The sequence below is a fragment of the Rhizobium sp. A37_96 genome (assembly GCF_053521765.1).
Genome location: NZ_JBNWDS010000020.1, coordinates 26,112 through 49,002 on the forward strand (window position 1 = coordinate 26,112; position 22,891 = coordinate 49,002).

23 protein-coding genes, 1 tRNA gene and 2 pseudogenes are annotated in these 22,891 nt (G+C 62.0%); 13 read left to right on the plus strand and 13 right to left on the minus strand.

All coding sequences use genetic code 11. The features are described 5' to 3' along the window. Nucleotides 1–2: 2 nt before the first annotated feature. Nucleotides 3–518 carry a 3-hydroxyacyl-[acyl-carrier-protein] dehydratase FabA gene (gene fabA / locus ACQZ6J_RS30320; RefSeq protein WP_163991751.1) on the minus strand — a complete coding sequence of 172 codons (516 nt, stop codon included), beginning with the start codon at nucleotides 516–518 and terminating at the stop codon, nucleotides 3–5. Nucleotides 519–815: 297 nt separating this feature from the next. On the opposite strand from fabA, the gene irrA reads away from it, so the two are divergent. After that, nucleotides 816–1,238, plus strand: a complete 423-nt coding sequence (gene irrA, locus ACQZ6J_RS30325; RefSeq protein ID WP_163991749.1) for an iron response transcriptional regulator IrrA — start codon at nucleotides 816–818, stop codon at nucleotides 1,236–1,238. Between the two features lie 50 nt (nucleotides 1,239–1,288). Here irrA and ACQZ6J_RS30330 read toward each other — a convergent pair whose 3' ends face one another. Further along, entirely contained in the window at nucleotides 1,289–1,924 is a 636-nt protein-coding gene (locus ACQZ6J_RS30330; RefSeq protein WP_163991747.1) for a trimeric intracellular cation channel family protein, read from the minus strand. 143 nt (nucleotides 1,925–2,067) lie between these two features. On the opposite strand from ACQZ6J_RS30330, the gene ACQZ6J_RS30335 reads away from it, so the two are divergent. Continuing rightward, nucleotides 2,068–2,547: a hypothetical protein gene (locus ACQZ6J_RS30335; RefSeq protein WP_449086746.1), complete on the plus strand. Its 480-nt coding sequence runs from the start codon at nucleotides 2,068–2,070 to the stop codon at nucleotides 2,545–2,547. Nucleotides 2,548–2,550: 3 nt separating this feature from the next. Here the strand turns inward: ACQZ6J_RS30335 and ACQZ6J_RS30340 are convergent, their stop codons facing one another. The 5 genes and pseudogenes from ACQZ6J_RS30340 to ACQZ6J_RS30360 all read right to left on the minus strand — a co-directional run bounded on the left by ACQZ6J_RS30340 (nucleotide 2,551) and on the right by ACQZ6J_RS30360 (nucleotide 5,296). Beyond that, nucleotides 2,551–3,342: a YdcF family protein gene (locus ACQZ6J_RS30340; protein ID WP_449086747.1), complete on the minus strand. Its 792-nt coding sequence runs from the start codon at nucleotides 3,340–3,342 to the stop codon at nucleotides 2,551–2,553. Between the two features lie 71 nt (nucleotides 3,343–3,413). Beyond that, nucleotides 3,414–4,136: a YoaK family protein gene (locus tag ACQZ6J_RS30345; protein WP_204326799.1), complete on the minus strand. Its 723-nt coding sequence runs from the start codon at nucleotides 4,134–4,136 to the stop codon at nucleotides 3,414–3,416. Nucleotides 4,137–4,243: 107 nt separating this feature from the next. Next, a pseudogene (locus ACQZ6J_RS30350) lies at nucleotides 4,244–4,482 on the minus strand (GIY-YIG nuclease family protein). Between the two features lie 206 nt (nucleotides 4,483–4,688). After that, nucleotides 4,689–4,764: transfer RNA gene (locus ACQZ6J_RS30355), tRNA-Ala, on the minus strand. Between the two features lie 151 nt (nucleotides 4,765–4,915). After that, nucleotides 4,916–5,296, minus strand: coding sequence for a TIGR02300 family protein (locus ACQZ6J_RS30360; RefSeq protein WP_163991740.1), 381 nt, complete (start codon nucleotides 5,294–5,296; stop codon nucleotides 4,916–4,918). Nucleotides 5,297–5,679: 383 nt separating this feature from the next. On the opposite strand from ACQZ6J_RS30360, the pseudogene ACQZ6J_RS30365 reads away from it, so the two are divergent. The 4 genes and pseudogenes from ACQZ6J_RS30365 to rpsA form a co-directional block, all read left to right on the plus strand. After that, nucleotides 5,680–5,886, plus strand: a pseudogene (locus ACQZ6J_RS30365) (3-phosphoshikimate 1-carboxyvinyltransferase); the annotation flags it as partial. Between the two features lie 74 nt (nucleotides 5,887–5,960). Beyond that, nucleotides 5,961–6,596, plus strand: a complete 636-nt coding sequence (locus ACQZ6J_RS30370) for an FMN-binding negative transcriptional regulator (RefSeq protein ID WP_449086748.1) — start codon at nucleotides 5,961–5,963, stop codon at nucleotides 6,594–6,596. A gap of 32 nt (nucleotides 6,597–6,628) precedes the next feature. Then, a complete protein-coding gene (cmk, locus tag ACQZ6J_RS30375) occupies nucleotides 6,629–7,261 on the plus strand; it encodes a (d)CMP kinase (protein ID WP_163991734.1) in 633 nt (210 codons plus the stop codon). Between the two features lie 179 nt (nucleotides 7,262–7,440). Further along, on the plus strand, nucleotides 7,441–9,144 hold the full coding sequence (rpsA, locus tag ACQZ6J_RS30380) for a 30S ribosomal protein S1 (protein ID WP_112795593.1): 1,704 nt from the start codon (nucleotides 7,441–7,443) through the stop codon (nucleotides 9,142–9,144). A 104-nt stretch (nucleotides 9,145–9,248) separates the two neighbouring features. On the opposite strand, the gene ACQZ6J_RS30385 is transcribed toward rpsA, so the two are convergent. The 3 genes from ACQZ6J_RS30385 to ACQZ6J_RS30395 form a co-directional block, all read right to left on the minus strand. Further along, the gene (locus ACQZ6J_RS30385; protein ID WP_449086749.1) at nucleotides 9,249–10,976 is read right to left on the minus strand and encodes a hypothetical protein; all 1,728 of its coding nucleotides are present in this window, start codon (nucleotides 10,974–10,976) and stop codon (nucleotides 9,249–9,251) included. 239 nt (nucleotides 10,977–11,215) lie between these two features. Beyond that, nucleotides 11,216–11,842: a ribonuclease D gene (locus ACQZ6J_RS30390; protein WP_163991730.1), complete on the minus strand. Its 627-nt coding sequence runs from the start codon at nucleotides 11,840–11,842 to the stop codon at nucleotides 11,216–11,218. 83 nt (nucleotides 11,843–11,925) lie between these two features. Continuing rightward, nucleotides 11,926–12,759, minus strand: coding sequence for a MerR family transcriptional regulator (locus ACQZ6J_RS30395; RefSeq protein ID WP_449086750.1), 834 nt, complete (start codon nucleotides 12,757–12,759; stop codon nucleotides 11,926–11,928). A gap of 271 nt (nucleotides 12,760–13,030) precedes the next feature. Between ACQZ6J_RS30395 and ACQZ6J_RS30400 the strand changes: the two genes are divergently transcribed. Together ACQZ6J_RS30400 and ACQZ6J_RS30405 are read left to right on the plus strand one after the other, a co-directional pair. Then, entirely contained in the window at nucleotides 13,031–14,302 is a 1,272-nt protein-coding gene (locus ACQZ6J_RS30400; protein ID WP_449086751.1) for a 4-aminobutyrate--2-oxoglutarate transaminase, read from the plus strand. A 71-nt stretch (nucleotides 14,303–14,373) separates the two neighbouring features. Further along, complete coding sequence (locus ACQZ6J_RS30405) at nucleotides 14,374–15,855, plus strand: NAD-dependent succinate-semialdehyde dehydrogenase (RefSeq protein ID WP_449086752.1); 1,482 nt, start codon at nucleotides 14,374–14,376, stop codon at nucleotides 15,853–15,855. An 8-nt stretch (nucleotides 15,856–15,863) separates the two neighbouring features. Here ACQZ6J_RS30405 and ACQZ6J_RS30410 read toward each other — a convergent pair whose 3' ends face one another. After that, nucleotides 15,864–16,637 carry a metallophosphoesterase gene (locus tag ACQZ6J_RS30410; RefSeq protein WP_449086753.1) on the minus strand — a complete coding sequence of 258 codons (774 nt, stop codon included), beginning with the start codon at nucleotides 16,635–16,637 and terminating at the stop codon, nucleotides 15,864–15,866. On the opposite strand from ACQZ6J_RS30410, the gene ACQZ6J_RS30415 reads away from it, so the two are divergent. Further along, on the plus strand, nucleotides 16,636–17,019 hold the full coding sequence (locus ACQZ6J_RS30415) for a hypothetical protein (RefSeq protein ID WP_449086754.1): 384 nt from the start codon (nucleotides 16,636–16,638) through the stop codon (nucleotides 17,017–17,019). The two genes, ACQZ6J_RS30410 and ACQZ6J_RS30415, sit on opposite strands and share 2 nt — an antisense overlap. Then, nucleotides 17,019–17,903 (plus strand): copper homeostasis membrane protein CopD, encoded by an 885-nt coding sequence (gene copD, locus ACQZ6J_RS30420; RefSeq protein ID WP_449086755.1) that lies wholly within the window; start codon nucleotides 17,019–17,021, stop codon nucleotides 17,901–17,903. Before ACQZ6J_RS30415 ends, copD begins: the two co-directional genes overlap by 1 nt. 26 nt (nucleotides 17,904–17,929) lie before the next feature. On the opposite strand, the gene ACQZ6J_RS30425 is transcribed toward copD, so the two are convergent. Together ACQZ6J_RS30425 and ACQZ6J_RS30430 are read right to left on the minus strand one after the other, a co-directional pair. Then, the gene (locus ACQZ6J_RS30425) at nucleotides 17,930–18,700 is read right to left on the minus strand and encodes a TIM barrel protein (protein ID WP_449086756.1); all 771 of its coding nucleotides are present in this window, start codon (nucleotides 18,698–18,700) and stop codon (nucleotides 17,930–17,932) included. Between the two features lie 61 nt (nucleotides 18,701–18,761). Beyond that, complete coding sequence (locus tag ACQZ6J_RS30430; RefSeq protein WP_449086770.1) at nucleotides 18,762–19,709, minus strand: helix-turn-helix domain-containing protein; 948 nt, start codon at nucleotides 19,707–19,709, stop codon at nucleotides 18,762–18,764. Nucleotides 19,710–19,795: 86 nt separating this feature from the next. On the opposite strand from ACQZ6J_RS30430, the gene ACQZ6J_RS30435 reads away from it, so the two are divergent. The 3 genes from ACQZ6J_RS30435 to ACQZ6J_RS30445 all read left to right on the plus strand — a co-directional run bounded on the left by ACQZ6J_RS30435 (nucleotide 19,796) and on the right by ACQZ6J_RS30445 (nucleotide 22,881). Next, nucleotides 19,796–21,070: an ABC transporter substrate-binding protein gene (locus tag ACQZ6J_RS30435; protein ID WP_163991713.1), complete on the plus strand. Its 1,275-nt coding sequence runs from the start codon at nucleotides 19,796–19,798 to the stop codon at nucleotides 21,068–21,070. 117 nt (nucleotides 21,071–21,187) lie between these two features. Continuing rightward, a complete protein-coding gene (locus ACQZ6J_RS30440; protein WP_449086757.1) occupies nucleotides 21,188–22,048 on the plus strand; it encodes a carbohydrate ABC transporter permease in 861 nt (286 codons plus the stop codon). Further along, nucleotides 22,045–22,881: a carbohydrate ABC transporter permease gene (locus tag ACQZ6J_RS30445; RefSeq protein ID WP_163991708.1), complete on the plus strand. Its 837-nt coding sequence runs from the start codon at nucleotides 22,045–22,047 to the stop codon at nucleotides 22,879–22,881. The genes ACQZ6J_RS30440 and ACQZ6J_RS30445 overlap by 4 nt, the downstream gene beginning before the upstream one ends. Nucleotides 22,882–22,891 lie beyond the last annotated feature (10 nt).

The following is a 22,891-nucleotide window of genomic DNA, read 5'->3' on the forward strand; positions in this document are numbered from 1 at the left end:
ATTCAGGCGACCTTGTCCTTCGACAGGCCCACGCGCAGGTCCGACGCCTGATAGATGGTCTCGCCGTCGGCCTTCAGCCAGCCGTCCGCCGTGCCGAGGACCAGGCGGCCACGCATGACGCGCTTGAAATCGATGCCGTATTCGAGAAGTTTCGTGTCCGGGCGAACCATGCCCTTGAACTTCACCTCGCCGGTGGAAAGCGCCATGCCGCGGCCGGGCTCGCCGAGCCAGCCGAGGAAGAAGCCGGTGAGCTGCCACATGCCGTCCAGGCCGAGGCAGCCGGGCATGATCGGATTTCCGGCGAAATGACACGGGAAGTACCAGTCATCGGGACGCACGTCGTATTCGGCGCGGATGAAGCCCTTGTCGAAGGCGCCGCCGGTCTCGGAGATTTCGGTAATGCGATGGACCATCAGCATCGGCGGCAGGGGGAGCTGCGCATTGCCCGGACCGAACAGTTCGCCGCGGCCGCAGGCCAGGATTTCCTCGTAATTGAAGCTGGACTGTCTCGTCGTCATAAAAAATCCGTTTCCCCCGCATGAATGCCGATGGATGTGAAGCTTTAGTGCAAGATGGACAGAAAATGAAGCGAAAGCATCACACACTCATTCATCCGCTCTATCGAACGCACTAGCCGTTATGTGGTGGTCGCATACAGGAACGCCAGAGCCGCGACCAGAGCGAAATGCGCCAAAAGCCCGTTTTTTGCGGCTTTTGAGCAGCTTCCCACCCCATCGAAACTATTGAAAGCAATCAAGGCAAAAGTTATATGGCTTAGTTAAGAATTACAGAGATCAGGAATCCGGAGTCCCTGAATGGCGGAAGAGGCCGAAATCGCGATCGAAAGCAGGCTGCGCAACGTAGGCCTGAGGCCGACCCGACAGCGGATTGCGCTGGGTGATCTTCTCTTTGCGAAGGGCGACCGGCATCTGACCGTGGAAGAACTTCACGAGGAAGCCGTTGCCGCCGGCGTTCCGGTTTCGCTGGCAACCGTCTACAATACGCTGCATCAATTCACCGAGGCCGGCCTGATCCGCGTGCTCGCCGTCGAGAGCACCAAGACCTATTTCGACACCAACGTCTCCGACCACCATCACTTTTTCGTGGAAGGCCACAACGAGGTGCTGGATATCCCGATCAGCAATCTGACGATCGGCAATCTGCCGGAGCCGCCGAAGGGCATGGAAATCGCCCATGTCGACGTGGTGATCCGCCTGCGCCGCAAGCAGCAGCGTTAAGGCCGCTCCTCCCGCATCAACCGTCCTGCGGCAAAAGGTCTTCCGTCACATCACATCACATCATCCGGATGCCGGCCCGGCCTGTGGCGATAGGTCGGAAAGGTCCAGCCGAACCAGAGCGCGCCGCCACGGACCGCAAAGGCCGCGATCACGCCCAATCCGGCGGATACATAGAGCGGCATCATCGTCGCGTTGGCGGCCGTGAAGACGCCCGCGCCGACGAGCGAGGCCGTGACATAGATTTCCGGCCGCAGCAGCACCGAGGGCTCGTTCGCCAGCAGATCGCGCAGGATGCCGCCGAACGTCGCCGTCAGCGCGCCGGTGACGATGGCGACGGTGGGCGAGCCCGTCGCCGCCATGCCCTTGGCGGCCCCCATGACGCAATAGGCCGACAGTCCCACCGCATCGAGCCAGAGAAGCAACCGATAGCGCGATTCGAACAGATGCGCGGTGAAGAAGAACAGCACGCCGACCACGGCGCAGATGATGATATAGGTCGGGTTCAGCACCCAGAAGACGGGCACCCGGCCAAGAACGATATCGCGAAGCGTGCCGCCTCCGATGCCGGTGACGGCGGCCAGGAACAGGAAGCCGATCAGGTCGAGCTGCTTGCGCGAGGCCGCGAGCGCACCGGTTGCGGCAAAAAGGGCGACGCCGGCATAATCAAGAAACGAAAGAAGCGACATCGAAAACTCCAACGGGGCGCCGGCGATCTTTGCGAAATGAATCACGACGGCAAGGGCCGCGCAAGCAGGCGCGTGTAAAGATGTCGTAGCGGCTACGGCGACTATCGCATGGCCGTAACGGCGCTTCGAAGAGGAATCCCCCCGTGAAATCCCTGCTGATCGTAATCCTCAACCTCGTCGCACTCGTGATGATGCCCGCCGTGGCCATGGCGCAGCAATCGATCCTGCCGGATCCCGTGGCCTTCGAGAAAGATCACTTCACCAAGAGCTGCGACGGACAGGTGAGCTTCGGCGATCATTTTGCGACGGAGCAGGATATCAACAACGACAAGCTGACCGACATCGTCGTCAACGAAGGCGAGATCACCTGCAAGGGCGAAAAAGGACCCTACTGCAACGATGAGGGCTGCCCCTACAATTTCTACGCCCAAGTGGCCGAAGGCGGCTATCTGTTGATCGCCACGGCGCAGATCTACGGCTACGATTTCATCCAGCGTTTCGGCAACATGGTGCTTGTCATGAAGATGCATCCGCGCTTCTGCGACCGCAAGGACGGGGAAGATCCTTGCGAGATCACGGTCCGGGTGCGCGGCACCAAATTCGTCACCATCTCCAAGAAGTAGCTTTCACGGCGCCGGGTAGAGCGCCGAGGTGCGGCCGACGGCGTAATATCCGACCAGGCCGACCCATTCGCGCACGCCCGTCGCCAGGAGCTGCGCATTGCGCGAGGGCTGGGTCAGATCGAGACCCAGGCTTTCCTTGCCGGTGCTGCGATAATCGACCGGCCACGGCACGACATCGATCCCCTGCTTGCGGAAAATCCCCATCGAGCGCGGCATATGGAAGCCGGAGGTGATGAGCAGGCAATCCGAAAGCCCGTTCTGCGCCAGCAGCTGCTTCGTATTGACCGCATTCTCGAAGGTGGTGCGCGAGGTCTTGTCCTCGATCATCCGGCTCGTCGAAATGCCGAGCGCGGTGAAGAAGCGCTCCGAGATGACGGCATCGCCCTCATAGGCGCCGCCGATCGAGCCGTCGCCGCCCGAGATCAAGATACGCGCCTGCGGAAACTTCTGCGCCAGCCGCAAAGCTTCGATGAGGCGGTCGCCGGCCGAATCGAGTTCGTAGCCGCCGCGCACGGTCGTCACCTCGTTCTGCGTGGCGCCGCCGAGAACGATCATGCATTTGAGGTCGGCCGGATCGGCAGCGGGGTGCGGAAAGCGCTCCTCCAGCCCCTGCACGATATAGGAGCCTGCCGTCGTATAGAGCGTGACGAAGAGGATGAGCACGGATAGCAGCGACGAGGCAATGACGGTGGCGCGCCAGCGCAGGAGCGCGGCAAAGAATGCCAGCAGGACGAAGAAAAACGCCAGCGACAGCGGTTGACCCAAGATCCAGACAAGTTTCGAAAAAACGAACACGGCACATCCTTACGCTTGTCGGCAAAACGATTCGGCTTTTCTCCTAGCAGATTTTGTGCGCTGCAATGTGGCTATTTCGACCGCCGCACCATCGGGGCCGCCGCCATCAGGCGGTGGCTGAAGCGGCGCTGCAGCGGGCGGGGAATGAAAAGCGTGACCAATGCCAGGAGGAGTGCTGCCATCGACACCAGCCACAGCGCATGCGCGCCCAATGCGCCGGCAAGAAACGCACCGATGATGGCGCCGACGATCATGCCGCTCCAGGGCACGATCTGCACCGTCCAGGCAAAGTCGCGGTCGCCCAGCAAGAAGCGGCCGATGCCGCGGCCGAAACGCGAGAGCGCCCCGGTAACGTAAGTCAGGCCGATCGGCAGACCTTCGATATGTTCGACGGTGGCGTTGACCAGGCCCATGGCGAGCACCACCAGATAGAACTGCACCAGAATCAACGACGGCTCTGCAAAACCCGCGGCTGCGGCGAGAAGGACGCTGACGCAGGCCAGCACCACGAAAGCCCGCCGGTCGGCCGCATGGGCGATGACGATCCCGAGCGCATTGCCCGCTATGAATGTCAGGATCGCGGAAAACAGCACCGCCGCATGGCCGAAATCCCCGGTTCCCACCGCAATCGCCGCCCGCGTCGTGTTGCCCGTCATGAAGGACACGAAGTTCCCCGTCAGCATCAGGCCGACGGCATCGGTCATGCCGGCCAAAAAGGAAATGGAGGCGACGAGCGCAAGCCCCGTCAGCCTGCGGCGGGTCCTAATGAGACGACGGCGTCGTTGTCTGGTCATAACCGAATCGGGATAGTTTGCGGAGGATGCGAGGCTAGCATGAAGTTGGGGCGAATGCGCAGAGCTACGGTACTTGTTGGAAATGGAAAGCCTTGCTCAGGGCGCAGCTACAACCTCTTTTTCACAAAGGCACGCCCTGATCCGGATTTGAGATATTTTTCGAATGCGAATGCTTGCGCCTCATCGGAAAACGCAATGTAGGTCTTACCGACCATGGCGCATATTTCGACGTATGGGATACTTCTTCAGCGTTGTGCTTTTCCAGGCGAGCTTTCGGATCGCCGGTTATGCCGACGTAGTGGCGATCGGGAGAATGGCAGCTTTGAAGAATATAGACGTATTTCATGCTGCGCATGACAGTATGTAACGATAAACGCACAACCTCCGCGACAGAACGACCTGTCGGAAAAACACCGTCAAACTCTATTTAATCTCTGAGAAAAAGTCCGCTTACGTTACTGCGTAACTTCAGCGCGACAGCCTTCGCCATCTCCTCGCCCTCAGCTCCTCAAGCCTCACGGCTTGCCGAGCCGAAGCTCGCAGAGCGAAGCGTGGTGGAGCTAAGCGGGATCGAACCGCTGACCTCTTGCATGCCATGCAAGCGCTCTCCCAGCTGAGCTATAGCCCCATCAAGGTGGTGCCGTTTGACCGGCCCTGGGTCCCTTCCGAGCGTTTCGCCCGTCGGGGTGGCGGCTTATTACTTGTGGTTTTCACAGATAGCAAGCCGAAAAATTCGGCCCGGGAAATTTTTCTTGTTCGCCGGGCCGACTGTCTTGAGATCAGACGTCGTCGTCGTCGCCGGTGACGCCGATGATGTCGCTCATGTCGTCATCGTCTTCATCTTCGTCGGCTTCGAGGAAGGTGTCGTCGTCATCGTCGCCGATTTCGACATCGTCATCGCCGATATCCGGAATATCGTCGCCGGCGGCAGCCTCATCGGCATCCTCGAGGGACACCAGTTCGACTTCGGTGCTTTCGGTATCGACCTCGGCCACTTCTTCTTCTTCCGGAACTTCCTTCGAAGCGGAGGTTTCTTCGAAATAGGACAACGGCCAGGACTTGCCGGTGTAGGGCGAGATCACCGGATCCCGGTTCAGGTCATAGAACTTCTTGCCATTGTCCGGATCGGTACGTTTTGTTCCAAGTTCCGCTTTCGCCACTGTCAAAGCCTCATCAATGGCCGAATGAAAATTCGGCAATGCCGGGGAAGCCGGCGTTTTAAGGGAAATATCAGCCGGTCCCCTTAATCGTTACGGCCGTTTCTGTCAAAGCTAAAGTTCAAGCGCTTCGCCAGCGTTCTCACGCCTTCCGGGATGATCGGGCCGTGAGCCTGTGCCGACCAGCCGGCGTGAACCGCGGCATACCTTGAGCAAGAGCACCGAAGCCAGCCGCAAAATGCGGCGGGAATACCGGTCTCACAAAGCAATTGCCCATGCCGCACGGCACCATCCCGCAGCCGGCCGTGGCACGCCGCTCGACCGGCCTTTCCGGCTCGATCCGCCTTCCCCGTGGCAGAGGCAAGGATATGCCGACGCTTCGGGACAAGCCGGACGGTAGAGGCCTCGGCAATGCCGGCAAAGGCGAAACCCGGACCCTTCTCGATCATCGCATTGCCGTGAGCTTCCTCGTCATGGGGCTTGCGAGCCGGCATCCGGTTACGCTCGACGATTCCGCCATGATCGCCACGAGCTTTCCCGAGTTTTTTGCTATGATGACAAGATTGGGCGCGACGATCGAAGCCAAGGATTGATAGATCGCGCCATCGGCCATCCGAAGCCCTATCCTGCAGGGCTTCGAGGATGGCGGCAACAACGGATCGAAGCCATGTATCAGCCTCCACATCATCGCGAAGACGATCTCGGCACGCAGCACCAGCTGATCCGCGCCCATCCGCTGGGACTGCTGATCACCGCGGGCGGCGGCGGGCTGATCGCCAATGCCGTGCCGTTTCATCTCAATGCCGAGCTTTCGCCCAAGGGCACGCTGCAGGCGCATCTCGCCAGGGCAAACGGCCAGTGGCGGGAGATCGAAGCGGGTGCGCCCGTGCTCGTCGTCTTCCAGGGCGCCGATACCTACATCACGCCATCCTGGTATGCGACGAAGCGGGAAACCGGCAAGGTGGTGCCGACGTGGAACTACGCGATCGTACAGGTTCGCGGGAGCGCGCGGACGATCGAGGATCCCGTCTGGCTGCGCACGCAGATCGGCGCGCTGACGGGCGACAACGAAGGCGACCGCGCGCAGCCCTGGGCGGTGGAGGATGCGCCGCCGGACTTCATCGCAGCCCAGATGAAAGGCATCGTCGGCATCGAAATCGACATCGAGACGATTGACGGCAAATGGAAGGTGAGCCAGAACCGGCCGCTCGCCGACCGGCAAGGCGTGGCCGAGGGCCTTGCGGCGATCGATCGCAGCGAAGCCGCCGAGATGGCCGATCTGGTGCGCCGCTACAGCAAGTAATATCGGGATACAGGGTAGGGACAAAGGAAGACATGATCATCGCCATCGACGGACCTGCGGCTGCCGGCAAGGGAACCTTGGCGCGCCGGATCGCCGAAACCTATGGTTTTCATCATCTCGACACCGGCCTTACCTACCGGGCGACCGCCAAGGCCCTGCTCGATGCCGGATTGCCGCTCGACGACGAAGCCATTGCCGAGGGCATGGCGCGCAAGGTCGATCTGGCCGGGCTCGACCGGACCGTTCTGTCCAGGCATGAGATCGGCGAGGCCGCGTCGAAGATCGCCGTCATGCCGAGCGTACGCCGGGCCCTGGTCGAGGCGCAGCGCCGCTTCGCCGAAAAGGCGCCGGGAACGGTGCTCGACGGCCGCGACATCGGCACCGTCGTCTGCCCCGGCGCGCCGGTGAAGCTCTATGTGACGGCTTCGGCCGCGGTCCGCGCGAAACGGCGCCATGAAGAGATCGTCGAAGCCGGCGGCAGCGCTAATTACGACGCCATCTTCGAGGACGTGAAACGGCGCGACGAACGCGATATGGGCCGCACCGACAGCCCGCTCAAGCCGGCCGAAGACGCGTACTTGCTAGATACCTCAGAAATGAGTATAGAAGCGGCGTTTCAGACGGCAAAGTCGATCATCGACGCCGCTCTGAGCCGAAATGCCTGAAAATACGAGCGGCTTTTGCGCGCCCCGCGCCCGAAGCTGCCAATTTCAATAGCCTGACATTCCGTCCAAGCGCCGGATAGCTTCCCGAAGGGGAGGCGGACTGGGGTCAGGCCTGTTCAACGCGAACCACCGGCGCGTCAGTGTCCAGATTGCATGATCGGGACACGCCAGGAGATTTTATGTCTGTAACTTCCCCCTCTCGCGAAGATTTCGCGGCCCTTCTCGAAGAATCCTTTGCCAAGAACGATCTGGCTGAAGGCTATGTCACCAAGGGCATCATCACCGCCATCGAAAAGGATGTCGCCGTTGTAGACGTCGGCCTCAAGGTCGAAGGCCGCATCGCGCTGAAGGAATTCGGTGCACGCGCCAAGGACGGCACGCTCAAGGTCGGCGATGAAGTCGAAGTCTACGTCGAGCGTATCGAAAACGCGCTTGGCGAAGCCGTTCTGTCGCGCGAAAAGGCTCGCCGCGAGGAAAGCTGGATCAAGCTCGAAGCCAAGTTCGAAGCTGGCGAACGCGTCGAAGGCGTGATCTTCAACCAGGTCAAGGGCGGCTTCACCGTCGATCTCGACGGCGCTATCGCCTTCCTGCCGCGTTCGCAGGTCGATATCCGCCCGATCCGCGACGTCACCCCGCTGATGCACAACCCGCAGCCCTTCGAAATCCTCAAGATGGACAAGCGTCGCGGCAACATCGTCGTATCGCGTCGTACGGTTCTGGAAGAGTCCCGTGCCGAGCAGCGTTCTGAAATCGTTCAGAACCTCGAAGAAGGCCAGGTTGTTGACGGTGTCGTCAAGAACATCACCGATTACGGTGCGTTCGTTGACCTCGGCGGCATCGACGGCCTGCTGCACGTCACCGACATGGCATGGCGCCGTGTGAACCATCCGTCGGAAATCCTGTCCATCGGCCAGCAGGTCAAGGTACAGATCATCCGCATCAACCAGGAAACCCACCGCATCTCGCTCGGCATGAAGCAGCTCGAGAGCGATCCGTGGGATGGCATCCAGGCCAAGTATCCGGAAGGCAAGAAGATTTCCGGTACGGTTACGAACATCACCGACTACGGTGCGTTCGTCGAGCTGGAGCCGGGCATCGAAGGCCTGATCCACATCTCGGAAATGTCCTGGACCAAGAAGAACGTACACCCCGGCAAGATCCTGTCCACGAGCCAGGAAGTCGAAGTCGTCGTTCTCGAAGTCGATCCGACCAAGCGTCGTATCTCGCTCGGCCTGAAGCAGACGCTCGAAAACCCGTGGGCAGCATTCGCCCGCAACCATCCGGCTGGCACCGAAGTCGAAGGCGAAGTCAAGAACAAGACCGAATTCGGCCTGTTCATCGGCCTCGACGGCGATGTGGACGGCATGGTTCACCTCTCCGACCTCGACTGGAACCGTCCGGGCGAACAGGTCATCGAAGAGTTCAACAAGGGTGACGTCGTCAAGGCCGTCGTTCTCGACGTCGACGTTGAGAAGGAACGCATCTCGCTCGGCATCAAGCAGCTCGGCAAGGACGCGGTTGGCGAAGCAGCCGCTTCCGGCGACCTGCGCAAGAATGCAGTCGTTTCCTGCGAAGTCATCGCAGTCAACGACGGCGGCATCGAAGTGAAGCTCGTCAACCACGAAGACATCACCTCGTTCATCCGCCGCGCCGATCTGTCGCGTGACCGTGACGAACAGCGTCCGGAGCGTTTCTCGGTTGGTCAGGTTGTCGACGCTCGCGTCACCAACTTCTCCAAGAAGGACCGCAAGATCATGCTGTCGATCAAGGCTCTGGAAATCGCTGAAGAGAAGGAAGCCGTTGCTCAGTTCGGTTCGTCCGACTCGGGCGCTTCGCTCGGCGACATCCTGGGTGCGGCTCTCAAGAACCGCAACGCCGAATAATCTTCGGTAGACGCCTCGAAACAAAAGACCCGCCGGAGCGATCCGGCGGGTTTTTCTTTGCCCGTCATCCGGCGTCCATGCCGGCTATCCCATTCCCAGGCCGTCTATTCCCAGGCGACCATGCGACGATAGAAATCGAAGGCGTGGTCGTGCAGGGGATCGCGCAACGGCTGCGGCAAGGCAACCAGCTGCGGCCGAACACCGCCGCCCTTCTGCGCAGAGGCGGATCCGGCTTCCGATTCGTCGGATACCTCCTCGGTCGCCTGCGCCGGCGATTCGTCCGCCTGGGCCTGCTCTTCATCCTGATCCTGCGGGTTCTCCTCGTCGCCGGCTTGGCCGCCTTCCTCGTCGCCAACAGGATCGACGCGACTGAGCAGCTTCGATTCGCCGTTCTTGACGGGTGGGTCGGCCGGCAGATAGTTCGCCACGACGAAGGGGACACCGAGCGGCAGGGGCGCGGGCATTCCCGCCTGCTCCGCAGCCTCATACATTGCCATCGGCGCTGCGGACGACGCTTGAGTTACCGGCTTGCCGGCAAGCACGGCAGCGGCGACGGGTGCCTCTGGCTGATCGGCCAATGACACGGGCATGGCTGCTACCGACGCCGGGCTGCGGCCATTTTCATTGACGGGCGGCTGCGGGGGAAACGCCTGCGCCGCTGCGTTTCCGGTCAGCGCCTGCGCGATGATCTTCTCGATCGATGACGAGGGATTGCTGATGATCTGCAGAAGATCGGGATCGGTTGCCATCGCGGGTGGGCTTATGACCACCTGCAGCCCCTGCTTGATGTCGGCTTCGATCTGCTGGATATCGCGCGGTACCGGCGGCGGCGTCAGCGGCGATCTGATCAGTGCCACTTCGGTCGGGAGTTCGGCTTCGGCGGCGACAGCCGTCAGCAACGCCCCCGTAGCCAGATCATCGACAAGAGAAGCAAGCTCCGAAGCCTGGACCGTAGTCGCGACCACGATGCCGTTGCCGATGGCAGGCGCGGCTTGCGGAGCCGCCGTGGTTCCGTTTTGCGCGGCCGCCTGCGCCGGGGTCGTTTCAGCGCCAACCGGCGCTGATTGAGATGGAGTACCCGGTTGCGGCAACTGCTGAGACGCCGGCGCCGGCTGTGCGGCTGGCTGGGCCACAGTTTGGGCGGGCGTTTGCGTGGCCGTGGCCGTGGCCGTGGCCGTGGCCGTGGCCGTGGCCGTGGCCGTGGCCGTGGCCGTGGGAAGCGTCGGTTCTTCCGCTGCCGCCGCAAGGGCCGTTACCAGAGCGGTCAGATCGGCTGCTTTCTGCAGCAGGGCCGATTTCGGCAGCTGCGCGGCCGGCGTCTCCACCTCGCCCGCATTCTGGCCGTATGAACTCACCACCGCCTTCAACATGGCGTCGGGCTCGACAACGGACGCCTGTTCCAGGTTGAGCGCCAGCTGAACCGCGTTTGGGCTTTCCGGATCCTCCAGCGCCTCGGCCAGAAGCGGCAGCGGCAGCGGCGTCTTCATCTGCGCATCCAGTCGCTGCTGCGCCACGGCGAGCTGTTGCGGCGTCGAATTGCGGATTGCGGCAGCAACCCGCTGCGCATAGGCCGTGTTGTTTTCGCCTGGCTCACGGGAAACATTCAACGCCTGCGCGGCGGTATCGATTGCGGCAAGCAGACTATCGAACATCCGTTCGCGCGCCGCGACCAGCAACATGTTCAGCTTGCCCTCGACGCTGGCATTGATCGTACTCGAGAGAACGGCGAGCGGCGTTGCGGCGGTTTGGAGACTAGAGGTCTCCGCTGTCGCAACGATCGGCTTTTCAATAGCCACACCCACGGCGGACACGGCACCAACGGGAAGCAACATGACATGCTCCTTTGTCTGGCAAGGCGACGATGGAAGCGGGAGGCAGGTTCAATCAAGGTCCGCTCATGCGGCCAACAGATCTTCGAGCGCCGGATAACCGGAAGAGCAAAACGCGGACGCGTCGGGCAGGAAGTCAATGATGAGGATAGCAGCCGGTTTCTTAACAGATTGTTAAACGAAACAGGCCAATGCCACTTTCACGGCATCGGCCTGTGGATTTCGCTTCTGGAGGGAAGCCGTCAGCTATGCGCGAAGATATCCGCCTCTTCCCAGCCGAGCAGATCGAGCTTGGCGCGTGTGGGAAGGAAAGCGAAGCAATCATCCGCATAATCCATGCGGCCGTCGCGCAGCAGGCGTTGCGTCAGCTTTTCGCGCAGCGCATGGAGATAGAGTACGTCGGAGGCCGCATATTCGAGCTGCGCAGGCGACAATGTCTCGGCGGCCCAGTCGGACGATTGCTGCGCCTTGGAAATATCGACCTCCAGCATCTCCTTGAGATTGTCCTTCAAGCCGTGGCGGTCGGTATAGGTGCGGCAGAGGCGCGAGGCGATCTTGGTGCAGAAGACCGGCGTGGTGGTGACGCCGAAGGTATGGAACAACACGGCAATGTCGAAGCGCCCGTAATGAAAGATCTTCTGGCGCGCAGGGTCGGCGAGCATGGCGACCAGATTGGGCGCCTGCTTCTGGCCGGCAGCGATGCGGATGATGTCAGCCGTGCCGTCGCCCGACGAAAGCTGCACGAGGCAGAGCCGGTCGCGGCGCGGAACGAGGCCGAGGGTTTCGGTGTCGATGGCTATGGCGCCGGTATAACGGGCGGCGGCTTCGGCGGAAATATCGCCTTCGTGATAGCGGATGGTGGCAGCCATGACATTCTCCTGGCTCTGTCTTTATGAGTTCGTTTTTCGTCCGTTCTATAGAACAGACGGGGCGCCAACGATACCGCCGCGGCTTAAAATGTCGGCGGCGTGTTGATCCAGAGCAATATCGTCTCACCATCGTGTCGGTTGCGCCAGGAATGATAGCGGCGGCTTTCGAAATAAAGCGAATCGCCGGGCAGGAGATCGAAGAACTGGTCGCTGTCGAGCACGAGTTCCAGGCGTCCGGCAAGGACATGGATGAACTCCTCGCCTTCGTGGCGATAGGCGCCCTCGCTCGCGGCACCCGGCGCAAGCACGAAGCGATGGCAATCCATCATCGTGCGCCCTTCCGCCAGCAACTGGACGGTGACGCCCGGCGTCGTCGCCGGCCAGGCCCGCCATTCGCCGGATCGGATCAGCGCCGGAACATCCTCGCGCTCCTCGCCCGACAGGCGCGATACCGTGGTGCCATAGTAATCAGCCAGGTCGTGGAGGGTCTTGAAACTGACGCCTTGCGACGTGCGCTCCAGCGTCGACAGCGTCGAGGACGTCATGCCCATGTCAGCGGCGACCTGATCCAGCGTCCTGCCGGCGGCATGGCGCAGCGACCGCAGCCGGCGGCCGATATCCGAGGATGCTGCGGATTGCTCGCCATTGTCGGGACCGGCGGCGCTTCCCTCCTCGGTCTCAAGCGCCTCGCGAATCGCCGCCGGATTGAGGCCGCGCTCGGCACGGAACCATGAAATGCGCTTCAGACGCGCCACGTCCTCGGCGCTGTACTGGCGATGCCCCGTCTCGGAGCGGGAGGGCACGACAAGGCCCTGGCTTTCCCACAGCCGCAAAGTGGAGGCCGATACGCCGGCAAGACGTGCCGCTTCCGCCACCTTGTAGCGCACTGCGTAGCGCTCTGGCTCGATGCTGCTCATTTGCCAATGATCCCTGATCTCTAGTCTTTCGATCCGTTTAGCATGGATGAAGCGCGGAATCGATTTAAGGAATTATGCAACCTATCAAGGTGCCGTGGCGCCCTCGGCAAGCCTTGAAGACCACGCGGCGCCGTATGTGATCCCCTCGGCGCATTCTTGTCACCCGCACAAAATCACGCTTGAAATCTTGCAGAAAAAATGTAGGAGTTTTCTAAAGAACTTACAGAAGTTCTGCAAGATAATTCAAAATGACTTTCTGGGAGCCACCGCAATGACCTTGACCGAACGGAAGAATGCCGCCATTTCCCGCGGCGTCGGCATGACGACGCAAATCTATGCCGACCGCGCCGAAAATGCCGAGATCTGGGACAAGGAAGGTCATCGCTATATCGATTTCGCCTCCGGCATCGCCGTGGTGAATACCGGCCACCGCCATCCCCGCGTCATTGCCGCCGTCAAGGAACAGCTCGACCGCTTTACCCACACCTGCCATCAGGTCGTTCCCTATGAGAGCTATGTGCATCTTGCCGAGCGTCTCAACGCCATCGTTCCGGGCGATTTCGCCAAGAAGACGATCTTCGTGACAACCGGAGCCGAAGCGGTCGAGAATGCCGTCAAGATTGCCCGCGCCGCCACCGGCCGTTCCGCCATCATCGCGTTTGGCGGCGGCTTCCACGGCCGTACTTTCATGGGCATGGCGCTGACCGGCAAGGTCGCGCCCTACAAGATCGGCTTCGGCCCGATGCCGGGCGATGTCTTCCATGCGCCCTTCCCGGTGCCGCTGCATGGGGTCACCGTCGAACAATCGCTGGCGACGCTGAAGAAGCTCTTTGCCGCCGATGTCGATCCGCAGCGCGTTGCCGCCATCATCCTCGAGCCCGTACAGGGCGAAGGCGGCTTCTATCCGGCGCCGGCAGCCTTCATGAAGGCATTGCGCGAGATCTGCGACCAGCATGGCATCCTCCTGATCGCCGACGAGGTGCAGACCGGCTTTGCGCGCACCGGCAAGATGTTTGCCATGGATCATCATGAGGTGGCGGCCGATCTCGTCACCATGGCGAAGAGCCTTGCCGGCGGTTTCCCGCTCGCCGCCGTCACCGGCCGCGCCGAAATCATGGATGCGCCCGGACCGGGCGGCCTCGGCGGCACCTATGGCGGCAATCCGCTCGGGATCGCCGCCGCCCATGCCGTGCTCGACGTCATCGCCGACGAAGGCCTGTGCGACCGCGCCAACCAGCTTGGCTCCCGCCTGAAGCAGCGGCTGGAATCGCTGCGCGACAAGGTGCCTGAAATCGCCGATATCCGTGGCCCGGGCTTCATGAACGCCGTGGAATTCAACGATGCGACGACCAAGCTGCCGAGCGCTGATTTCGCCAACAAGGTGCGGCTCATCGCGCTCGACAAGGGGCTGATCCTTCTGACCTGCGGCGTCCACGGCAACGTCATCCGCTTCCTGTCGCCGATCACCATTCAGGACGGCGTATTCAGCGAGGCGCTTGACATTCTCGAGGCATCGCTGCTGGCGGCAAGCGCGTCCCGCTGACCGCTGCCCTTGGCGTTTACTTCCTATCCGCCCGCGCGGCCTGCCGGGCGAAACCTGTCGGAGTGCATAGCATGTCCTTTACAACAGCAATGACCAAGCACGTTCCCTTCTCCTCGCGCTTCCTGCGCGCCGCCGGCTACATCAATGGCGCCTGGACGGCTGGTGGAGCGACAAAGACGTTCGATGTCGTCAACCCCGCAACCGGCGAAATGCTCGCCTCGCTGCCCGATATGGGCGCCGCCGAGACGACCGCCGCGATCGATGCCGCCTACATCGCCCAGGTCGCCTGGGCCGCCCGCCCGGCCAAGGAGCGCGCCGTCATCCTGCGCAAATGGTTCGACCTCATGGTCGCCAACGCCGATGAGCTGGCGGCGATCCTGACGGCCGAGATGGGCAAGCCGCTGCCGGAAGCGAGAGGCGAAATCCTCTACGCCGCGTCCTATGTCGAATGGTATGCGGAAGAGGCCAAGCGCATCTATGGCGAAACCATCCCCGCGCCGTCCAACGACAAGCGCATGGTCGTCATCAAGCAGCCGGTCGGCGTCGTCGGCACGATCACGCCCTGGAACTTCCCCGCCGCCATGATCGCCCGCAAGATCGCGCCGGCGCTTGCCGTCGGCTGCACCGTCGTCTCCAAGCCCGCCGAGCAGACGCCGCTGACGGCGATCGCGCTTGCGGTGCTTGCCGAAGAGGCCGGTATTCCGGCCGGCGTTCTCAACATCATCGTCGGCATCGACGGACCGGCGATCGGCCGCGAGCTTTGCGGCAATCCGAAGGTACGCAAGATCAGCTTCACCGGCTCGACCGAGGTCGGCCGCATCCTGATGCGCCAGTGCGCCGACCAGATCAAGAAGGTCAGCCTCGAACTCGGCGGCAATGCGCCCTTCATCGTCTTCGACGACGCCGATCTCGACGCCGCCGTCGAAGGGGCGATGGCTTCGAAATACCGCAATGCCGGCCAGACCTGCGTTTGCGCCAACCGCATCTATGTCCAGTCCAACGTCTATGACGCCTTTGCTGCCAGGCTCGCCGCCAAGGTCGGCGAACTTTCCGTCGGCGACGGCTTCAAGCCTGGCGTAACCGTTGGACCGCTGATCGACGAACAGGGCGTTGCCAAGGCGGAAGACCATGTTCAGGACGCCGTCTCGAAGGGCGCCCGCGTCGTCGCGGGCGGCAAGCGCATCGAGGGTGCCGGCACCTTCTTCGCACCGACGATCCTGACCGGCGTGAACCGGAACATGAAGGTTGCCCGCGAGGAGACGTTCGGTCCGGTCGCGCCGCTCTTCCGCTTCGATACCGTCGAGGACGTGATCGCGCAGGCGAACGACACCGAGTTCGGCCTTGCCGCCTATTTCTTCGCCGGCGACCTCAAGAAGGTATGGCGGGTTGCCGAGGCGCTGGAATACGGCATGGTCGGCATCAATACCGGCCTGATGTCGTCCGAGACGGCACCGTTCGGCGGCATCAAGCAATCCGGCCTCGGCCGCGAAGGCTCGCGCCATGGCGCCGACGACTATCTGGAAATGAAATATCTCTGCATCGGCAATCTATAGCCGGCAAATCAAGTCGAGGTAATGTGAACGCGGCCCTGCCACAGCCGGGCCGCGCTCAATCGACCGGTATGAAACGCGCCGGTATCGAGATTGAGGCGCAGGCCATTGACTTCGGCTCGCCGGATGGGTGTATGACCGTGCACGATCAGCTTCGGCAGTGGCTGCGCGCTGTCGTAGAAGCGCGAGCGGATGAAGACGAGGTCGTCGTCCTGCTGCTCCGAAATCGGCCTGTCGGGATCGATGCCGGCATGAACGAACAATGCCTCCGGCGTGTCCAGCAGGATCGGCAACCGGCGCAGAAAATTGACGTGATCGTCGGGCAGCCAGGTGCGGATGAAGGTATCCAGCTTCTTCTGCTTGGGATATTCCTCTTTTAGCTTGAGGATATCCACGCCATAGGATGCCAGCGTGGCGTCGCCGCCAAGTGCCACCCAATCATCCAGCGATATCTCGCCATCGGCATAGGCAAGCATGGCCATTTCGTGGTTGCCCGTCAGGCAGATGCGGTCGAACCCGTTGGGCGGCGCCGCCATGAGGCGGCTGACGACCTGCGCCGAGGCCGGGCCGCGATCGATGTAGTCACCCAGCATGACGATGAGCTTTCGGCCCGGCAGTCCCGCCGCGTCGGCCACGATCTTGCGCTCCAGCGAGCTCAGGAGATCATAGCGGCCATGGACGTCACCGATGACGTAGGTGGGCATGTCGAGATGTTCGAGCCGTTCGCGACGCCGGCGATGGCCGGAGCCATTCCCGATTTTTTCGCGTATCCTGGATGCCGCCATGAAACTGCCTTTCGAGCGCACGCCCCGGAACGCCTCAACTGTGTCTGCAAAAAGGACTCAAAAGCGACGATTCTTTGCCAGAGGGGCGGAAATCATCGCCGATGAGCGTTTCGGCGGCAGGTTCAAGCCTGCGGCATCGGCTCGCCTTGCGGCAAAGCGTCCCGAATGGCGCCTTTATGCATGGAGAAAGTTGACAGTGTGTGTCTGCAATCCTATCGCGCTCACCAACCTGGCGACAGAAATTCCGCGCCATCCGAGCCAAGGGAAAGCGGGAGATCCGGCAATCTCGGCACAAGGGCAGCCATTTGTCCGGCAAGATCGACATCCTACCGAACTGGAACGTTACACCCATGGCGCCTATGAATTTATCGTGAAGCCCTGATGGATCCGACGACAGCGCTCCAACTCTGCCGCTTCCTTCACGACGCATCCCTGATGCTTCTGTGGGGCGCCTGTGCCTATCTCTCGCTGTTCGTGCCGAAAACGCTTGCCGACATCGTCTGGCGCATGTCCGCAAGGTGGTTTTTCCTGATTGCCGTGATTGCGGTCACGACGCTCCTGGCGGCGTTGCCGGCAACGACGGCGAATATCGGCAGCGGATGGAGCGACGCGCTCGATGCCGGCATGACCCATGACGTGCTCTTCGACACCACGGTAGGACTGGCCTGGCAGGCGCAGGCGCTTGCAGCCCTCGTCATGGCCGGCGCCTTCCTGCTGCCGGAACGCCGGCGTCGCCACGGGCTGGCCTTCGGCGCGGGCCTCGGGCTCGCCTGCCTTTCCCTGACAGGACATGCCTCGATGCTGGAAGGCTGGCTGCGGCAGGCGCATCGGGCCAACGACATCCTGCATGTGCTGACCGGCGGCGGCTGGCTGGGAGCCCTGGTGCCATTGATTCCCATTCTGCGGCTTCTCGGCCGGCCCGAATGCAGAGCGGAAGCAGGCCTGGCGCTGCGTCGCTTCTCCAATGCCGGGCATGTTGCGGTGGCGCTCGTCATTCTCTCCGGCATCGTCAATACCATGCTGATCCTGAAACGCCTGCCCACGGACTGGTCTTCTCCCTACCAGCTGCTGCTTGCTCTCAAGATCGCGCTGGTCGCCGGCATGGCGCTGCTGGCAATCGTCAACCGCTACGTCTTCGTTCCGTGGATCGGCCGCAATCCCGGCCGCGCGCTGCAGGCGCTCCGGCTGGGAAGCATCGCCGAAATCGTCATCGGTATCGTGGTGATCGGGCTGGTCGCCGTGTTCGGCATGCTGGAACCGGTCTGAGCCGCCTATCTTCTCCGCGAGATGCTCTAGCCGCCGAGCGATTTCACGACGGCGGGGACGGCCTCTGAATCGCGGGCCGCCGGCCTGTATTCCAGGCCCACCCTGCCGCGATAGCCGTGGGCAAACAGCCAGTCCAGCCGCTCCGCCAGATCGATATGGCCCGTGCCGGGATCGCCGCGGCCAGGATGATCGGCGACATGGAGATGGACGATGCGGTCGATCCGGTCGCCGACGACCTCGCGCGTATCCTCGCCCATCACGGCCGAATGATAGAGATCGTAGACGATGCCGATTTCCGGGCGGCCGACCTCGTCGACGATATCGAGGCCTTCGGCCGTCGACGACAGATAGTAGCCGACATGATCGATCTTCGTGTTCAGCGGCTCGATGCCGAGCCGGACGCCGGACCCTTGCAGAATATCGGCGCCGGCACTCAAGGCGGCGACGAGGGCCGCCCGCTGCTCGGCACGCGAAAGCTCCGGCAGGTCATCGCCGGCCTGCGCGATCAGAACGGATGCGCCGAGACGCTGCGCCACCGCGACGGACTTGCGCAAGCCCTCCAGCCAAGCCTCTTTGTTTGCCGGATTCGTCAGCGCGATCATCGGCTCCGCCACCATGCCGGAAACCGCGATGCCGGTCTCGGCAACGGCGGCGGCGATGGCATCGACATCCTTGTTCGTCCAATGCCAGAACTCGACCGCATCGAGCCCCGCCGCATGCGCCAGCCGGACACGATCCGCAAAGGCATCGCCTTCGCGCGCAAACAACCACTCGATACAAGCCGAAAACTGCCGCATGAAATTCTCCTCCCCGACATTCCCCAGCAATGCGCGGGATCGGCGGCAACCGCAAGAGGCGTCAGCGCTGAATATGCAGAGGACGCCGTGCGGATGAATCGATGGCTTTCACGTTCATCGCGGAGAGGACGCGCATGTCGCGGCGGAAATCGGACGGCGTCATGCCGGCAATGTGACGGAAGGATTTGTTGAAAGCGCTGATCGAACCGAAGCCGCTGTCCATGGCGACCTGCAGGACATTGGCGCCGTCGCGCATCAGCATCGCCTGGGCGCGCGAAAGGCGCAGCAGGTTCACATATTTCGCCAGCGTCATGCCGGTCGACTTCTTGAAGAGGTTCATGGCGTATTTCGGATGGAGATGCGCCGCCTTGGCGATATCGACCGTATCGATGTCGTCCAGGAAATTGTCGGCGATGAAATCGCACATTCTCGCCAGGCTGCGCGAGGATTGCGGATGAACCTGCTCGTTCGCCAGGTTTTCATGCCTTTCCGGCACCATGCGATAAGGCTCGAAGGCGATGCGCTCCAGGCGCAGGAGAAGTTCGGCGACGGCATGCTCGGCCTTGGCCCCGTCGTCCGACATCACGTAACGGTGCCACCGGGCAAAGTTCTCGTCGTCGGCGGCATCGGTCGCGGAGCTGATGAGGGTCTGCCCGCGAATGAGCCGGCCGGAAATGTCGAGCGGCAGCCGCAGGCGGAAGAAATGCACGAGCGGCAGATGCGCCCCCGCATAGATCGCATCTTCCGACAGCTCATCCAACAGATGCGGCTGGCCGCCCCAGAAAAGGCAGATCTCGCCCGCTCTCAAAGTAAGCTCGTGATCGCCGATCCGATAATGCACGGTCCCCCGGACGATGTAGTTCACTTCCACCTGCGCGTGCCAATGCGGCTTTGCCATTGGCAACGGGTGGTTATGGAACATCTGCAGGACATTCGGGAGCCCTTCGACGCTGCTTGCGCCCGGCTGATAGACCGCCCGTTGACCCACCTTACTTTTCGCCAAGTCGATGTTCCCTTTGTAGGAGACAGAAGCGCACCGCCAGCTAGTTTAAACGCGTTCGCTTGCGGACAGCAATTGAAAAGGGAGGATTTTCAATGCGTTTAAAACTTGCTGGGGCGACGGCGCTTGCCGCCTTGCTCGCTTCCGGTTCTGCCTTTGCGGAACAAACCACCATCACAGTCTGGAGCTGGAACATCGCCGCGTCGGCGCTGAAATCCACGGTCGAGGGCTTCAATAAGAAATATCCGGATATCAAGGTCGATGTGCAGGACATCGGCAACCCGCAGGTCTTCGACAAGATGCTGGCGGCCTGCGCTGCCGGCGGCGACGGCCTGCCCGATGTCATGTCGATCGAAAACCACAAGGCGTCGATCTTCTGGAACCGCTTTCCGGACTGCCTGACCGACCTGACGAAGCTCGGCTATACCGACGAACTCAAGAAGCAGTTCCCCGATTTCAAGCGCGCCGAGCTCGAAGTCGGCGACGCGGCCTATGCGATGCCCTGGGATTCCGGCCCGGTTACCATGTTCTACCGCCGCGATATCTATGAAAAGGCCGGCGTCGATCCGGCAACGATCAAGACCTGGGACGATTTCATCGCCGCCGGCAAGAAGATCTCGGCCGCAAATCCGGGCGTGATCATGGCCCAGGCCGATCTCAACGGCGATACCGAATGGTTCCGCATGCTCGCCAACGAGCAGGGTTGCGGCTATTTCTCCGACGACAGCCAGAGCATCGCCGTCAACCAGCCCGGCTGCGTCCAGGCCCTGGACAAGGTGAAGGAAATCAAGGACGCGGGCCTGCTGAGCGCTGCAAACTGGGATGAGAAAATCCAGTCGAACAATGGCAGCAAGGTCGCGTCGCAGCTGTTTGGCGGCTGGTACGAAGGCACCATCCGCTCCACCTCGCCGGCCCTTGCCGGCAAATGGGGCGTCTATCCCATGCCGAGCATGACGGCCGATGGCCCGCATGCGGCCAATCTTGGCGGCTCGTCGCTGGCGATCGCCAGCAGCTCCAAGAACAAGGAAGCCGCCTGGAAGTATCTGGAATACACGCTCGGCACCAATGAGGGCCAGGTGACGATGCTGAAATCCTTCGGGCTCGTGCCGTCGCTGCTGACGGCGGTTCAGGATCCCTTCGTCAACGAGCCGCAGCCCTATTGGGGCGGACAGAAGATCTGGGCCGACATCCTCTCGACCCTGCCGAAGATCCGTCCAAGCCCGGGCACGCAGTATTTCAGCGATGCCGACGCCGTCATCAAGGCAGTGCAGACGAAGTACCTCGCCGGCGGCTATCCGAACGGCAAGGCGGCGCTCGACGATGCAGCCCAGCAGATCGCCTCGGCGACGGGTCTGCCGCTTGCGAAGTGAGTGAGTGACACTGCCGGGCGCGCATCCCGAGCCGCGCCCGGCATCCCCGCCACCCTCACGGCGGCGGGGATACGACGTCACGCGTCATTTCACCGCGCATAAAGGAGGAGGATTTTCATGCGGCTGCAGAACCGGAGCGCCTACACGTTCCTTGCGCCCTATCTTCTGGTGTTCACGGCCTTCTGGGTGTGGCCGATCATCGATTCGTTCCTGATCTCGTTCCAGAACACCCGCATCAACCCGTGGGCCTTCAATCTATCGATCAATTGGGGGCGCCTGTTCGGCGACCCTGCCTTCTACAACGCGCTCGAGAACACACTGATCATCCTTGTCGTCCAGGTGCCGATCATGATCGGACTTGCGACGGTGATGGCGGTGCTGCTGAACTCGCCGCTGTTGAGGGCGCGCGGCCTTTTCCGCTTCGCTTTCTTCGCGCCCGTCGTCGTCGGCGAGGTGGCCTACGCCGCGGTGTTCCGGCTGATGTTCAACCTCGACTTCGGCATCATCAACAAGCTGCTCGGCACGGTCGGCATTGCGCCGGTGTCGTGGTTCGCCGAATCGCATGCCGCCATGCTGCTCATCATCATCGCCGTCACCTGGCGCTGGGCCGGCTACAACGCCATCATCATCCTGTCGGGGCTGCAATCGATCCCCGAGGATGTCTACGAGGCCGCGACTCTCGACCGCGTCAGCCGCTTCAAGCAGTTCATCCACATCACGCTGCCGCTCCTGAAGCCGATCATCCTCTTCTGCGTCGTGTTGTCCGTCATCGGCACCATGCAGCTCTTCACCGAACCGTATCTGATCACCAACAAGGGTGGCCCCGGCGGGGCGACGGAGACGCTCGGCCTGCTGCTGTATCGCCAGGCCTTCCAGTCGACCAACTTCGGCTATGCCTCCGCGATTGCCTACACCATGGCGGCGCTCGCGGTGGCGATCTCTCTCCTCAATCTCTGGGTGGGGCGCGAACCGAAATGAAATCAAGGTCCAAATCAACGCTGATCCGCTCGCTTGCGCTGCACGGCCTGCTGGCGCCGCTCGCCATCATCTGGCTGTTTCCGCTCTGGATGATGCTCGTCTTCTCGACCATGCCTGACTACGGCATCTTCAGCCCGGATATCATCGTGGCTCCATCGACGAGTTTCATGGACAACGTCCGGAACCTGCAGGCTGATACCAACTTCCTCGGCGCGCTGGCGATCTCGATCGTCGTTGCCGTCATCTACACGTTTCTGTCGGTGCTGCTGACCTCGATGGCCGGATGGGCGCTGGCGCGCTACCAGTTCGTCGGCCGTTCAGGCGTCATCGGCATCATCCTCGGCACCATTACCCTGCCCTACTCCGTCGTCGTCATCCCGCAGTTCATCATGGTGGCGCGCGATTTCGGGCTGGCCAATTCATGGGTCGCGCTGATCGTGCCGCCGCTCTTCAACTCGCTCGGCGTGCTGTTCATGCGTCAGGCCTTCTCGATGATGCCGGGCGAGCTGTTCGACGCGGCCCGCGTCGAAGGCGTCAAGGAATGGCAGATCTTCCTGCGCATCGCCCTGCCGCTGGCACGGCCGACGATGGCGGCGCTCGCCATCATCCTGTTCCTGGCCTCCTGGAACAACTACCTCTGGCCGCTGCTCATCAACTCCCGGCCGGGAATGATGACCGCACCCGTGGCGCTCGGAACGCTGATCGGCCTCACCAAAGTCTCGTGGGGCGGCATCATGGCCGGCGCCGTGATGCTGACGGCACCGATCCTCGTCGTCTTCGTTCTCCTGCAACGCCACTTCATTGCCGGCATCGCCGCAGGCGCAATCAAATAATTCCGGGGAC

What these genes read in the sequence shown, in the direction of transcription:
- ACQZ6J_RS30390 (WP_163991730.1), bottom strand. Translation starts at nt 11,842, where the DNA reads ATGGCTGCCACCATCCGCTATCACGAAGGCGATATTTCCGCCGAAGCC.
- cmk (WP_163991734.1), top strand. Translation starts at nt 6,629, where the DNA reads ATGATCATCGCCATCGACGGACCTGCGGCTGCCGGCAAGGGAACCTTG.
- ACQZ6J_RS30415 (WP_449086754.1), top strand. Translation starts at nt 16,636, where the DNA reads ATGAAACTGCCTTTCGAGCGCACGCCCCGGAACGCCTCAACTGTGTCT.
- ACQZ6J_RS30435 (WP_163991713.1), top strand. Translation starts at nt 19,796, where the DNA reads ATGCGTTTAAAACTTGCTGGGGCGACGGCGCTTGCCGCCTTGCTCGCT.
- fabA (WP_163991751.1), bottom strand. Translation starts at nt 518, where the DNA reads ATGACGACGAGACAGTCCAGCTTCAATTACGAGGAAATCCTGGCCTGC.
- ACQZ6J_RS30395 (WP_449086750.1), bottom strand. Translation starts at nt 12,759, where the DNA reads ATGAGCAGCATCGAGCCAGAGCGCTACGCAGTGCGCTACAAGGTGGCG.
- ACQZ6J_RS30445 (WP_163991708.1), top strand. Translation starts at nt 22,045, where the DNA reads ATGAAATCAAGGTCCAAATCAACGCTGATCCGCTCGCTTGCGCTGCAC.
- ACQZ6J_RS30400 (WP_449086751.1), top strand. Translation starts at nt 13,031, where the DNA reads ATGACCTTGACCGAACGGAAGAATGCCGCCATTTCCCGCGGCGTCGGC.
- ACQZ6J_RS30370 (WP_449086748.1), top strand. Translation starts at nt 5,961, where the DNA reads ATGTATCAGCCTCCACATCATCGCGAAGACGATCTCGGCACGCAGCAC.
- ACQZ6J_RS30385 (WP_449086749.1), bottom strand. Translation starts at nt 10,976, where the DNA reads ATGTTGCTTCCCGTTGGTGCCGTGTCCGCCGTGGGTGTGGCTATTGAA.
- ACQZ6J_RS30330 (WP_163991747.1), bottom strand. Translation starts at nt 1,924, where the DNA reads ATGTCGCTTCTTTCGTTTCTTGATTATGCCGGCGTCGCCCTTTTTGCC.
- ACQZ6J_RS30440 (WP_449086757.1), top strand. Translation starts at nt 21,188, where the DNA reads ATGCGGCTGCAGAACCGGAGCGCCTACACGTTCCTTGCGCCCTATCTT.
- rpsA (WP_112795593.1), top strand. Translation starts at nt 7,441, where the DNA reads ATGTCTGTAACTTCCCCCTCTCGCGAAGATTTCGCGGCCCTTCTCGAA.
- ACQZ6J_RS30425 (WP_449086756.1), bottom strand. Translation starts at nt 18,700, where the DNA reads ATGCGGCAGTTTTCGGCTTGTATCGAGTGGTTGTTTGCGCGCGAAGGC.
- irrA (WP_163991749.1), top strand. Translation starts at nt 816, where the DNA reads ATGGCGGAAGAGGCCGAAATCGCGATCGAAAGCAGGCTGCGCAACGTA.
- ACQZ6J_RS30410 (WP_449086753.1), bottom strand. Translation starts at nt 16,637, where the DNA reads ATGGCGGCATCCAGGATACGCGAAAAAATCGGGAATGGCTCCGGCCAT.
- ACQZ6J_RS30345 (WP_204326799.1), bottom strand. Translation starts at nt 4,136, where the DNA reads ATGACCAGACAACGACGCCGTCGTCTCATTAGGACCCGCCGCAGGCTG.
- copD (WP_449086755.1), top strand. Translation starts at nt 17,019, where the DNA reads ATGGATCCGACGACAGCGCTCCAACTCTGCCGCTTCCTTCACGACGCA.
- ACQZ6J_RS30405 (WP_449086752.1), top strand. Translation starts at nt 14,374, where the DNA reads ATGTCCTTTACAACAGCAATGACCAAGCACGTTCCCTTCTCCTCGCGC.